At 38.4% G+C, this 12,775-nt stretch carries 12 protein-coding genes; 6 read left to right on the top strand and 6 right to left on the bottom strand.

The features are described 5' to 3' along the window. Positions 1-220 precede the first annotated feature (220 nt). The 3 genes from BFU02S_RS11175 to BFU02S_RS11165 all read left to right on the top strand — a co-directional run bounded on the left by BFU02S_RS11175 (position 221) and on the right by BFU02S_RS11165 (position 3,277). Positions 221-1,039, top strand: a complete 819-nt coding sequence (locus BFU02S_RS11175; protein WP_084361083.1) for a 5'-nucleotidase, lipoprotein e(P4) family — start codon at positions 221-223, stop codon at positions 1,037-1,039. 455 nt (positions 1,040-1,494) lie between these two features. Further along, entirely contained in the window at positions 1,495-2,388 is an 894-nt protein-coding gene (locus BFU02S_RS11170; RefSeq protein ID WP_066370508.1) for a permease, read from the top strand. Positions 2,389-2,401: 13 nt separating this feature from the next. After that, positions 2,402-3,277: a TIGR03943 family putative permease subunit gene (locus BFU02S_RS11165; protein ID WP_066370503.1), complete on the top strand. Its 876-nt coding sequence runs from the start codon at positions 2,402-2,404 to the stop codon at positions 3,275-3,277. 53 nt (positions 3,278-3,330) lie between these two features. Here BFU02S_RS11165 and BFU02S_RS11160 read toward each other — a convergent pair whose 3' ends face one another. From BFU02S_RS11160 to BFU02S_RS11135, 6 genes are all read right to left on the bottom strand, one after another. Beyond that, the gene (locus tag BFU02S_RS11160) at positions 3,331-4,587 is read right to left on the bottom strand and encodes a DUF445 domain-containing protein (protein WP_066370500.1); all 1,257 of its coding nucleotides are present in this window, start codon (positions 4,585-4,587) and stop codon (positions 3,331-3,333) included. 119 nt (positions 4,588-4,706) lie between these two features. Beyond that, entirely contained in the window at positions 4,707-6,059 is a 1,353-nt protein-coding gene (locus BFU02S_RS11155) for a hemolysin family protein (RefSeq protein WP_066370497.1), read from the bottom strand. 60 nt (positions 6,060-6,119) lie between these two features. Then, positions 6,120-6,560: a MerR family transcriptional regulator gene (locus BFU02S_RS11150; protein WP_066370495.1), complete on the bottom strand. Its 441-nt coding sequence runs from the start codon at positions 6,558-6,560 to the stop codon at positions 6,120-6,122. A gap of 146 nt (positions 6,561-6,706) precedes the next feature. Next, positions 6,707-8,011: a hemolysin family protein gene (locus BFU02S_RS11145; RefSeq protein ID WP_066370492.1), complete on the bottom strand. Its 1,305-nt coding sequence runs from the start codon at positions 8,009-8,011 to the stop codon at positions 6,707-6,709. A gap of 201 nt (positions 8,012-8,212) precedes the next feature. Then, the gene (locus tag BFU02S_RS11140; protein WP_066370489.1) at positions 8,213-8,770 is read right to left on the bottom strand and encodes a GNAT family N-acetyltransferase; all 558 of its coding nucleotides are present in this window, start codon (positions 8,768-8,770) and stop codon (positions 8,213-8,215) included. A 103-nt stretch (positions 8,771-8,873) separates the two neighbouring features. Next, entirely contained in the window at positions 8,874-10,028 is a 1,155-nt protein-coding gene (locus BFU02S_RS11135; protein WP_066370485.1) for a histidine kinase N-terminal domain-containing protein, read from the bottom strand. Positions 10,029-10,262: 234 nt separating this feature from the next. On the opposite strand from BFU02S_RS11135, the gene BFU02S_RS11130 reads away from it, so the two are divergent. The 3 genes from BFU02S_RS11130 to BFU02S_RS11120 are packed head-to-tail and all read left to right on the top strand — an operon-like array spanning position 10,263 to position 12,667. Then, positions 10,263-10,487, top strand: coding sequence for a FeoA family protein (locus BFU02S_RS11130; RefSeq protein WP_066370482.1), 225 nt, complete (start codon positions 10,263-10,265; stop codon positions 10,485-10,487). After that, positions 10,487-12,490, top strand: a complete 2,004-nt coding sequence (gene feoB / locus BFU02S_RS11125; RefSeq protein ID WP_066370480.1) for a ferrous iron transport protein B — start codon at positions 10,487-10,489, stop codon at positions 12,488-12,490. The genes BFU02S_RS11130 and feoB overlap by 1 nt, the downstream gene beginning before the upstream one ends. A 21-nt stretch (positions 12,491-12,511) precedes the next feature. Next, complete coding sequence (locus BFU02S_RS11120; protein WP_066370479.1) at positions 12,512-12,667, top strand: FeoB-associated Cys-rich membrane protein; 156 nt, start codon at positions 12,512-12,514, stop codon at positions 12,665-12,667. Positions 12,668-12,775 lie beyond the last annotated feature (108 nt).

The raw sequence follows: 12,775 nt of genomic DNA, 5'->3' as shown, positions 1-12,775 counted from the left end.
GATCAAAAAGGAAACTGACCTTCCCAGAGGCGATGAAGAACAAATCCGGTGCGAGATAAAATTGAAACTGTCCTTCATAGTGCTAGTGAAAGACAAATCATCCGCGAGAACAAAGGAAACTGTCCTTCATCCAATTAATAAAACAGCTCAATTTCCTTATAAATGAAAATGCCATTTTTTCCACATACTATCTTTATGTAATAAACAAGGGGGAGATGTGGTGAAGAAAATTGCATCATTGCTTGCTCTGACCGCTCTAACATTTACTTTTCATTTCCATCAAGCAAAAGCTGAGAAAACGCCGAGCCCCGCAAATGGCCTACAGGAACAAAACACGATGTCAGTCTTATGGTTCCAAACAGCAGGAGAAGCGAAAGCTTTATATTATCAGGGCTATAATATTGGAAAAATAAGATTGGATGAAGCGTTAAGGAAAAATGCCAATAAACGCGGGTTTAAACCGGCCATTGTTCTGGATATTGATGAGACGGTCCTAGATAACAGTCCCTATCACGCATGGAGAGTTCTGACTGGAAAAGGCGACCCGATCGACTGGGGCGATTGGTTTAATCGGGCCGAGGCAAAGCCGCTGCCGGGTGCACTGGAGTTTTTAAAGTACGCAGACAAGAAAGGGGTCGAAATTTTCTACATATCTAATCGCCGTGAAACATATAAGGAAGTAACGATTAAAAATTTACAAAAGATCGGAGCACCGAATGCAGATGCCAAGCATGTATTATTGCTGGCAAACAGGGAAACTGGCAAGGAAAGCCGCCGAGCCCACGTTGCAAAAAACTACCATATTATTTTATTGTTTGGCGACAACCTTGGCGATTTTAGCGGATTTGATGAATTATCCGCTTCGGAAAGGGCTTTGGGAGTAGATCGGCATAAAGCGGACTTCGGTAAAAAGCTGATTGTGTTCCCTAATCCAATGTATGGTGATTGGGAAGCAGCCATCTATCGTTATAATTACCAAAAACCAGTTGAGGAAATGATCAAACTTAGGAAGAAAAATCTCCATCCATACGAGCCATAATCAAAAGCAGACAGCAGAAACTGTCTGCTTTTTTTGAAAGACTAGAAAGTATAAATTTTGACTTCGAAAATTGTCCAGCTCCAGCGCCCTAGCGGCTAGCGTACTCCGCTCTTCTCCCTTCGATAAGTCAACATCAGCTCGCTACGTGCTCCTGCGCCAAAGCGTATTCAGGGAAGCTACTGTTCAGCTCGTCGCAAAGCTTCAGGCTGCTATTTCAAATAAGTTATTCAAGAAGTTTTTCAGGTAGTCGCTTCGCTGTGTTTCCTTTATCTCAGTCGAAGAGCTCCAGTCCGTACGCCGCTGACCAGGGCGCTTGCGCTTTTCTTACAAAGTTAACAATTTGGTCATATCTTTTGTGTATGATATATAGAGCCGTTTCTTCCACAATAGGAAAATCAAAACATATCAAATTTTATTTAATTTTGTTATGATAGAAGTTGTTTTTAAAGTGTTGCATTTCAGGAGGAACTTCCATGGATCGAATATTGCAATTAAATACGATTTTTATCAGTATTGTGATCGAAGCGATCCCGTTTATTGTTGTAGGGGCTTTAGTTTCGGCACTGATAGAAGTTTTTGTAACGGAAAATATGATTGTTCGAATTATGCCGAAAAACCGATTTTTATCTGTTATTGCAGCTAGTTTAATAGGAGCATTATTTCCTGGCTGCGAGTGCGGGATTGTTCCGATCGCCGCCCGTTTAATTAAAAAAGGGGTCGCCCCCCATGCGGCCATTTCCTTCATGCTTTCAGGACCGATTATTAACCCAATTGTGTTATTTGCAACATTTATTGCATTTGGTGATAGCTGGAGGATGGTTTGGTATCGGGCCGGTTTGGCCATTGGGGTTTCAATTTTAGTCGGTTTTATTCTTTCATTTATTGTGAAGGAAAGCCCTCTGAAACTCAAAGTTGATGAACATGTACATGACCATTCACACCAGAATATTAAGCAAAAATTGATCAGTGTCATCACCCATACGATTGATGAATTCTTTAGTGTAGGAAAGTTTCTCGTTCTAGGGGCGATCATTGCGGCTAGCATGCAGGTTTATGTTCCGACCAAGATTTTGACCACACTGGGCGGTACGAAAGTAACAGCGACATTGGTGATGATGGCTTTAGCGTTCATTTTATCCATTTGCTCGGAAGGGGATGCGTTTGTCGCTTCTTCATTCCGCTATAGTTTTGCCCAAGCCCAAGGTTCGATCGTGGCGTTTTTAGTATTCGGAGCAATGGTAGATATCAAGAATCTCGTGATGATGACAGGTTATTTTAAACCCCGATTTGTGATTCTTTTAATTTCGTTGATTTCATCTTTCGTATTCATTGGTTCACTTCTGTTGTAAAGGATGTGGGGAGATGTACAGAGCGCTTATTTTAATACTGACGACAAACTTATTTTTTACGCTGCATGTCACAGGAAATATCGCAAAATATATTAATGTGAAATACTCTTTTTTGTCATACAGTATGATTTATGTCTTATTCTTTTTAACCATTGTTGAAATTATAAGGTTATATTTTAAAGGAAAGAACAAAGATCAGCATGATTGTGATTGCTGTCATGACCATCATGAACATCATGTAGAGACAAAGCAAAAAAAGTTTACAATGAAAAAGTTAAAAAAATTCATAGGCTACACGTTAGTGATCATACCTGCTGTTACAGGTGTTGTTTTGCCAGTTGCTACACTTGATTCCGAGTTAGTGGATGCCAAAGGATTTTCATTTCCTTCATTAGAAGACGGAAATGATCAGTACGGGACACATCAAGTGCTGAATCCTGATATGAGTAAATTCATGAACCAAGGGGAATTCCATGATTTAGTCAGCAAAGAATCTAAAGCATATGTTGGGAAAAGTCATATTACCTTAACAGATGAAAACTATTTAGTCGGGCTGGAAGTCATTTATAACTACTCGGGGGATTTTGTCGGAAAAACGCTAACCATGAAGGGATTTTCATACAACGGTCCCGGATTGCAAGCCAACCAGTTATTTTTACTGCGATTTGGGATTATTCATTGCGTCGCGGATTCGGGAGCCTTCGGATTGATGCTTCAATTCCCGAAAAATATCCACATTCCGAATGACGAGTGGTTCCAGGTTACAGGCACGATGGATACAGTATATTATCCGCAAATGAAAACCAATATACCTGTTTTAAAAGTAACCAGCTACAAACCCATCACACAGCCGAAGGACCCATATGTGTATCGAAATAGTTTTAATTAATAAGTAGGATATCTTGAACAGTTGAAAAAAAGCACCTTGGCATCAAGGTGCTTTTAAAAAATTAATTTTATACAGACTAAAACAAGTCCGATCAAAAATCCGCAAACAGCTCCATTTACACGGATCCACTGCAAGTCTTTGCCGACATTTGTTTCAATGATTTCCGTAAGTGTTTCGTTATCGAGTTTATCTAAATTTTCCTTTACCAGCTTGCCAATTTGCGAATGGTTGTTATTTACAAAATTGATAATGTGAGTTTTGAGCCATTGTTCCAAGATTTGCGCTTTTTCTGAATCTTGTTTGATCCCCTCTAAAGTTTTCTTGAATAGGGGAAGAATATATTCATCATAAAAGAAAGGTTCTGACATGAAGTCGCAGGATTTTTGCCTAAATTCCTCTAAAATCTCTGTAATTTTCTCTTCAGGCTCCCATCTTGCAATTAATTGGGATTTAACATGTTGCAGTTCTTGATAAATGTTTTCATCATGTTTAATATTTTCGAGTTTTGCCTGAATATGGCCCAGCAAATTTTTCCGATTTGGATTATAAGGGTCTTGAAAACTATCGACACCTTTTACAATCAAGTTTTGAATGATATTACCTAACTTTTCTTCGTTCACCAGATTGCTGAATGACCGTAAAGCAAACTGCATGAATCCATCGGCTTTAATATTATCAATCATTTCGACGGCCAATCCGCCCAATCGGTATTTGGTGCTGTCCTTTTTTGCCCAGTCCTCAATTTCTTTCAAAACAAAATCAAGCGTTTTTTCGTCATACTTTCGGGCCGTGATTTGGTCAATGAGTAATGGAAGAAAATTTTTTATGTCCAATTTGTTCAGGTGTTCTTTAATTTCTTTCTCGATAACAGATGCAAGCTTTTGAATATCAGCCTGTTTGAAAAAATGCTGTATAAGTGTGGTGGTATTTACTTTTACCGCCGGTGAATGAATTTCTTTTTCTACCAGAACAAAAAGTTTTTCATTTAACTGAAAGGCATCAATTTTCTTCTGTATACTCTCTTTTGTTAAAAGGTCATTTTCTAACATGGAAATGATTTTTGTTATCATTTTTTCGCGATTTTTCGGCAAAAGGGCTGTATGCGGGATGCGCAGCCCGAGCGGATGGCGGAATAGGGCAGTTACGGCAAACCAGTCAGCTAGGCCTCCGACAAGGCCAGCCTCGAAACCTCCTTGCAGAATAGCACCCCAAATTGTTTCTTTGAAAGGAATAGCGGCAATAAACCCGACCGCCATCACGATAAGTGAGATCGTAGCAAAATATTGCGTTTTATTGTTTTGCTTTACCATTTGATTGCTCCTCGTATATAGATAAAAGTTTCCTCTATTGCTATATTATCTTAATTATTTAGAGAGAAAAAAGCAAAAAAAAATTCCTCCTCAAAAGGGGAGGAATGGATTGCTGCACTTTAGTTCAGCACTTCTGATTTCGGCAAAGCAATAGGCTGGACTACTGCTTCACCGTCGCTGGTATTTTTGCTAACTTCAATATATTTAATATGGTGTTCATCCATTTCAAGAATTTTAAAGGTATAGGACTCGTGATGAATGATGTCGCCTTCTTTCGCTTCGTAATTTTCGGTTAAAATCCAGCCGCCGATCGTATCAACATCTTCTTCATCAATTTCAATTCCCAATAGGTCGTTGACTTCGCTTACGAGCACTTTGGAATCGATAATATAATGGTGATCCTTCATTTTACGGATCATTGGGATTTCATCCATATCAAATTCATCACGAATTTCGCCGACAATTTCTTCAAGAATGTCTTCAACTGTCACAAGACCGGAAGTCCCGCCGTATTCATCCATTAAAATCGCCATGTGCATTTGTTCTTTCTGCATCTTTACCAATAAATCATGGATCGGAATCGTTTCTATGACCCTAATAATAGGGCGAATATAGTTTTCCAAAGTTTTTCCTGATGCTGTTTCATTCCCGATTAAATCCGTCATGATTTCCTTAATATTGACAAGCCCGATAATATGGTCTTTATCTCCATCAATAATGGGATATCTGGTAAACTTTTCTTCCCGGATGACTTTAAAGGCGGTCTTCAGTGTATCATCCTTGGACATCGAAACGATTTCTGTCCTTGGCACCATAATTTCTTTTGCAATCCGATTATCAAACTCGAATATTTTATTTACATACTTAAACTCTGATTGATTAATTTCGCCGCTTTTATAGCTTTCTGACAGGATAATTAGCAGCTCTTCCTCCGTGTGGACGATTTCGTTTTCCGAAACAGGTTTTAATCCGAAAATCCCTGAAACAACTCTTGCAGATCCGTTAAGCGCCCAAATAAATGGATACATTATTTTATAAAATAAAATTAAAGGGCGCGAGACGGTCAGGGTAATCCATTCCGCTTTTTGAATCGCCAATGATTTCGGAGCAAGTTCTCCCACCACAACATGTAGAAAAGTAATTACGGCAAAAGCAATTGCGACCGATAATACTTGTGTGGCACTGTCAGGAATCGAAAGTCGAACGAATAATGGTTCAATGAGTCGATGAATGGTTGATTCTCCAATCCATCCCAAACCAAGCGCGGTAATCGTAATTCCCAGCTGACAGGCAGACAAGTATTCATCTAGATTTGATATGACTTTTTTCACGGACAGAGCCTTTGAATTACCTTCTTCAATTAACTGATCAATTCTTGAACTTCTAATCTTCACAATCGCAAATTCAGAAGTTACAAAAAAAGCCGTCAAAGCTATTAAAATGGCAATTAACACCAAGTTAAATATGTCCAAATAAGTTCCCTTATCTCGCTTTTGACGAGTAAAGGAGTCACCTCCTAAGTTATAGAAAAATTAACTTGAAACCTTTATTAAAGAATTCGTTAAAGCAGTAGTGAGCTTACTTAAATTATTTGTTAATAATTCTTTTTGCTCATTATCTAATGTCTCAAGAAGCGGGATAAGGTCAAATAATTCCACGTAGAGTTGTTTCATTTGCTGTGTAAGCGCACAGACATGTTTTTCAACATCAGCAGCATGAATATTCTTTGCTTTTCTCATTTCTAGTTTTCTTTTAATCTCGTCTAATGGAAAGTGCAAACTTTTACATTCTTCGATGAACTTTAAATCATGTAACGCCTCATCGGTGTAAATACGATAATTGGACTTCGACCGTTCCGCCTTCAGGAGGCCAATAGATGTATAATAATCAATTGTACGTTTAGAAACCCTGGCTTTTTCCGCTAGTTCACCAATTCGATAGACTGCCCCATCGTACCACCTCGGGAAAATCAAATTATTAAGTAATTATAATGAATTTAAACCGTACAGTCAAACGTAATAGTTTTGAAAATACTAATTATTTATATTTTATAGGAAAATGAACCTGAATATGATTAAAATATCGATAAATAGGCGGAGTAATATGTTAAAAAGTCTCCTTATTCAGGAGACTTGTCTTTTTTCTTTACCTCGATATAGTGTATGTGATGGCCTTCGATTTCCTTAATCTCAAAGGAGAATCCGTCAAAGTCTAGGCGGTCGCCTTTTTTGACATCAAATTTTCGTGTTAGGAACCATCCGCCAATTGTGTCGATATCCTCTTCTTCAAGACTTGTGCCAAGCAGATCATTGACTTCTGTGATCAGAACTTTTCCATCTAAAATAAAATGCTCATCACCGATTTTTTGAATCAACGGCAGCTCATCAATATCAAATTCATCACGGATTTCTCCGACGATTTCTTCAAGTATATCTTCTACCGTCACAATGCCTGCGGTTCCGCCATACTCATCAGATAAGACGGCCATATGGGATCGGCTTTTTTGCAGCTTCACTAACAGATCATGAATCGGAATGGTTTCAATCACATGAATGACAGGCTTTGTATAATCTAAAAGGATTTTTTCCTTGCATTTCTGCTGGATACAATCCGTTAGAACTTCTTTAATATTCACAACTCCGACAATGTTGTCTTTATCACCATCAATCACGGGATAGCGCGTATATTTTTCTTCTTTGACCACTTCAATGATTTCATCAAGTGTAGCATCCTTTGACAGGGTGACGACCTCAGTTCTTGGCACCATAATTTCCTTGGCAATTCGGTCATCAAACTCAAAGATATTATTCATATAGCTATATTCGGATTGATTAATTTCCCCGCCTTCATAACTTTGTGACAAGATCATGCGCAATTCTTCTTCCGATAGTACAATATCCTGTTCCGAGGCAGGTTTTAGTCCGATAACACCCGTTATGAAACGGGCTGACCGGTTGAGAATCCAAATGAAGGGATACATGATTTTATAAAATAAAATTAGCGGGCCAGAAAACCGCAAAATAATTTCCTCGGCTTTTTGAATCGCAATTGTTTTCGGGGCTAATTCGCCAATTACGACATTAAAAAACGTTATGATCAAAAAAGCAAGAATGAAAGAAATAATTTGCTCCAACGAATAGGGGAGCGGTATGAATTGAAAAATCGGATTCAGCAGTCGGCGGACAGTTGGTTCTCCCAGCCATCCCAAAAGTAAAGAGATAATGGTAATCCCTACTTGTGTAGCTGATAAGAATCCATCAATATTAGAAAGGATCTTTTTCGCCTTTTGTGCTTTTTTATTTCCTTCTAATAGTAATTGCTCAATTCTTGTTGTACGGACCCTTACAATGGCAAATTCTGAAGCAACAAAAAATGCCGTAAAGGTAATTAAAATTGCAATTATAAGTACATTTATCCAAATCATCGGTCACCTTACAATTCGTAAGGGCATGCCACCTCACTTCAACATACTAGGACAAAAGATCATTACCAGTTACTTTATTGTTTGCTAGAAATGTCTAGTTATTATTATTTCAAATAAATGCAGATTGAGCAAATTATTAGGGATTTAAAACACAGACTAAAATAAAAATGCTGTCTTATGACAGCAGGTGTCTAGCAGGGTTTAGCGGGTGTAGGATACGGATCTCCAATCGCGGGCCAGCATACTGTAAATGACAATATCATGGAAATGTCCATTTAAATTTTCGCCATCCCTGATGGTTCCTTCCATGATAAAGCCTAACCTTTCCGGAACTGCTCGGCTTTTTTGGTTATTGACACCACAGCGGATTTCGATCCGGTTCAAGCCTATATCGAAGAAGGCATAATTCAGCATGGCAATCACAGACCTTGTGATAATACCATGCCCTTCCGCTTTTTTCGCAAGATAGTAGCCAATGCTTGCCGTACGATTAAACCAATCAATTTGATGAAGACCGATTGAACCAACAAGCTCCCCACGGTAAAGAATGCCTACATTTAATGCAGAATTTTCGGCAAATTGATTCAGCCATACCGGAATAATCGACTCAAATTGAAATGGAGTAATCATCGTCTTGACCCATGGCAGCCACTGACTTAAGTGCTCCCGATTATCTTCCACAAGCTGAAAAAGCGCTAAGGCATGATGGCTCTGAAACAATTGAAGCTCAATTTCATGATCAACTTTTAGTGTAAACATGTTTTTTCTCCCGGATCAAATTTTTTATTACATCATATGCAATACAATTTGATGGAGAGAATTTTTCTTGTTAAACTAATAATCCCGCTATTATTGAACGGGATTAGACCTTTTGTACGAGTTGGTCAATATCCTTTGAAATGCCTGTAATGGGCAGATAAATTGAAAATGTAGTTTTTTCAGGAGTTGAAGAACAAATTAATTTACCTTTGTGCTTTACTATAATCTCTCTGCATACGAATAGACCAAGACCTGTTCCCAGCTTTTTCGTTGTGAAAAAGGGTTCAAATATGGATTCTCTAAGCTCCTCAGGGATCGCCGGCCCATTATTAGAAATATTGAGAATCACTTGATGATCTTGATCTAAATAGCTATAAATTTCAATCGTAGGGTTAGCATTCCCATGATGACATAAAACATCGATGGCATTGAAGATAATATTAATCAAGACTTGCCTGATTTCATCAGCATATCCATAAAGCGTAATTTCTTCGCTTAACTCCTTTATGATCCTTACTTTACTGTCCAGTATACTTGGATACAGGAAGTTTAACACTTCATCGATCATCGTATTGAGTTTGAAATGTTTCTTTTCCTTGCCGATTAATTCTTTTTTAGATAAAAGTAGAAACTGTGAAATTCGAAAATTTAATTGATCTAGCTCACTAGAAATAATATCTAAATATTTCATGTCAGGATATTCTGCCTTTAGCAATTGGATAAACCCTTTAACGGAAGTAAGGGGATTGCGAAATTCATGAATAAAGCTTGACGTCATTTGTCCAAGTAAAGTCAATCGATCTTGGTGAGTCGAGTCAATTACCATCGTTTTTTGTTCGATAATTTTGTTTTTTGCCTCGGTATAATGAGTGACAGCAAAATATAAAAATTTATCAAAGCAAAAATTGATTTTATTCATCGATTCTTGCAATTGTTCCCATGGTATTCCTGTCTCAGCTAAATAACTGTACAAAACCGTTCTGCCAAGATTGACATTATAAACAAAATCACCAATGTTAATATTGGCATTGACTCTTTCTTCCGATACTTCAGTGGCAAGTTTCTTTATCAAGTCTAAAAGTTCGGATTCAGTTATTTTATGTATGTTTTTCAAGATATCTAATAGTGCTTCCGCATTTTCACTTGTTTTCTCCTTAAAAGGATCACGTTCGGAAATAATACTTTTATTCTCCCATTCCTGGATAATATCTGCTCTATTTTTCTCAAAATAAGCAATTAAGTCCATTTGTTCTCCCATAAATAAGTTGTCCTCCTAAATTACTGGATACAACTTTTAATTCGATATATTATGCAAAAGTCCTTTGAGAAAATCGAGAAAATATTTTCAGAGTTTAATCCTAATTTCCAAGTATTTTAAATTTTTTTGGTCATGTGTCAAAAAAATATTATTTCCTTTTTCAAAAAACATGTTAAAATGACAATATAGAAAGATAATCATTCTCATTTAGATAGATGGATAGGGTGATCGTACATGTTTTGTTCATTAAAAGCGGGAGATAAAGGGAAAATTATTGATATTTCTCATGTGAATCACCTTGTACAAAGACGGCTGCTTGATTTGGGAATTACGGAAGGCTCAGAAGTATGTGTAAAATGCATCATGCCGTTCGGCGGCCCTGTCATGATTGAATCATGTGGTCAATGTATCGCTCTTCGCCGCAAAGAAGCAGTGCAAATTGAGGTGGAGAAACTATAATGGAAATTGCTTTAATAGGGAACCCGAATACGGGGAAAACATCATTGTTTAATAATCTGACTGGTTCCTATGAATATGTGGGCAACTGGAGCGGTGTTACGGTTGAAAAGAAAGTTGGCGTTTTTAAGAATAATATTGGCAAATTGATTGATTTACCGGGCGTTTATACATTGAATCCGCTTTCGAAAGATGAGGGGGTTGTCACTTCTTTCTTTTTACATGATTCGTTTGACCGCTTGCTTAATATATTAGATGCTTCTCAATTAGAACGTAATTTACACTTGACATTACAATTGCTAGAATTTGACAAACCTGTCCTGATCGGACTCAATATGATTGATGTGGCCAATAAACGGGGCATTCAGATTGATGCAGCAAAATTGTCGGAAATTCTTGGTGTACCTGTGGCTCCAGTTGTGGCCAGGAGCGGAAAAGGCTGTGATAAGCTGGTTGATATAATCGGCACAAAATCCATGCAGCCGGCAAGGAAGAACCTTGTTTACTATGGGGAAGAAGTAGAAGAAGCGATTTTGGCCTTGTCCAATGAAATTAAGGGAGAAACCGGCCATTCCCGACGCTTTCTGGCTATTCAATATTTCGAAGGAAATGAATATGTCAAAAAGTATTTGCACCAAATGGCCTCTTCCGAAAAATTGACAGCCATTCTGACAAACTTGGAAGTAAGCGTTCAACAACGTTATAATGTTAAGACATTAGCAAACTTTATTTATTTAAAAAGAAAAGAAACGATCGACAAAATGTTGGCTGAGGTCGTGAGCAAAAACGGCGAAGTAGTTCCGTTGACGGAAAAAATCGATCGGATTGTCACCAATAAATATTTAGGGGTGCCGATCTTTTTACTGTTCATGTACTTAATGTTTGAGCTGACATTCGACTGGCTGGGGACGCGTGTTTCCGATGCGTTGGATGCCTTCTTTTCCGGACCGCTAACTTCATGGCTTGAAGCAGCTCTAACTGTGGTCCATGCATCAGCATTTATTCACGCGTTGATTATTAATGGCTTAGTTGCTGGTGTTGGCGGTGTGCTTGTATTTGTACCGCAAATCTTCATTTTATTTTTCTTTATTTCCTTGTTAGAAGATTCTGGATATATGGCACGTGTGGCATTGGTCATGGACCGAATTATGGAATCAGTAGGACTGAATGGCAAAGCATTTATTCCAATGATCATTGGCTTTGGCTGCAATGTTCCAGGCATTATGGCGGCAAGAACGATTGAAACGCCACGAGAGCGGTTGTTAACGATTTTACTAACGCCGTTAATGTCGTGTTCAGCACGCCTGCCGGTATATGCCTTGTTTGTCGGTGCTTTTTTTGCCACACATAAAGCCATCATTGTCCTGAGTATGTATGTTCTTGGGGTTGTGGTTGCGTTAATTTTGGCCAAAGTCTTTTCTTCTACTTTGTTAAAATCGGAAACTTCCCTTTTCGTAATTGAGCTGCCGCCATACCGTTTGCCCCAGTTTCAATCGCTTTGGCGAAGCACTTGGGATAAAGGCAAAGGGTTTGTTAGAAAAGCAGGAACCTTCATTTTTGGAGGGTCCGTGTTTATTTGGCTTTTATCGTATGCCGGTCCCGCCGGATTAAATGTCAATATGAATCATAGCTTTTTGGCAGGTGTAGGCAGTATACTTGCACCGCTTTTGGCACCGCTCGGCTTTGGCACTTGGCAGGCCGCTGCTTCGCTGATTACCGGTTTTCTTGCAAAAGAATCGATCATCTCGTCGATGAACATCATTTATTTTGCAAAGAATGATGCCGGTTTGCAGGGGTTGCTTTCCCATTATTATACACCGCTTGCCGCGTACAGTTTCATGGTGTTTATTTTATTGTATATCCCGTGTCTTGCCACCACAGCAACGATCTATAAGGAAACAGGATCGAAGAAATGGACAGTGTTTGCTGTAGTATATGCACTTGCGATAGCTTATTGTTTATCTTTTGTTATTTATCAGGGTGGCAAGCTGTTCGGATTTGTTTGAACATCAGAAGGAGATGATTATATGATCGCCAGCATCGTCATTGGTGCAGCGGTTTTTGGCTATGCATCCTGGGCTTTGGTGAAATTTATTAATAAATCGAAAAAAGGCAAATGCGCCGCCTGCGAACTAAAAAATACCTGCAAAAGCGAGTGCGGTATCCCGCCTCAAGTTAAATAAGAATCATAAAAACCTGGTGTTCCAAAATGAACAGCAGGTTTTTTTAAATGATATAAAAATTTAGAAAAATCGATTTCGAAAATTGTCCAGCGCAAGCGCCCTAGCCCC

The sequence above is a fragment of the Neobacillus fumarioli NBRC 102428 genome (assembly GCF_001591485.1).
Lineage (GTDB): Bacteria > Bacillota > Bacilli > Bacillales > Cytobacillaceae > Neobacillus > Neobacillus fumarioli.
Note: the sequence above shows the minus strand (reverse complement) of the source record. Positions and strands in the feature narration are given on the sequence as shown.

What these genes read in the sequence shown, in the direction of transcription:
- BFU02S_RS11160 (WP_066370500.1), bottom strand. Translation starts at nt 4,587, where the DNA reads ATGGTAAAGCAAAACAATAAAACGCAATATTTTGCTACGATCTCACTT.
- feoB (WP_066370480.1), top strand. Translation starts at nt 10,487, where the DNA reads ATGGAAATTGCTTTAATAGGGAACCCGAATACGGGGAAAACATCATTG.
- BFU02S_RS11140 (WP_066370489.1), bottom strand. Translation starts at nt 8,770, where the DNA reads ATGTTTACACTAAAAGTTGATCATGAAATTGAGCTTCAATTGTTTCAG.
- BFU02S_RS11120 (WP_066370479.1), top strand. Translation starts at nt 12,512, where the DNA reads ATGATCGCCAGCATCGTCATTGGTGCAGCGGTTTTTGGCTATGCATCC.
- BFU02S_RS11145 (WP_066370492.1), bottom strand. Translation starts at nt 8,011, where the DNA reads ATGATTTGGATAAATGTACTTATAATTGCAATTTTAATTACCTTTACG.
- BFU02S_RS11165 (WP_066370503.1), top strand. Translation starts at nt 2,402, where the DNA reads ATGTACAGAGCGCTTATTTTAATACTGACGACAAACTTATTTTTTACG.
- BFU02S_RS11130 (WP_066370482.1), top strand. Translation starts at nt 10,263, where the DNA reads ATGTTTTGTTCATTAAAAGCGGGAGATAAAGGGAAAATTATTGATATT.
- BFU02S_RS11135 (WP_066370485.1), bottom strand. Translation starts at nt 10,028, where the DNA reads ATGGGAGAACAAATGGACTTAATTGCTTATTTTGAGAAAAATAGAGCA.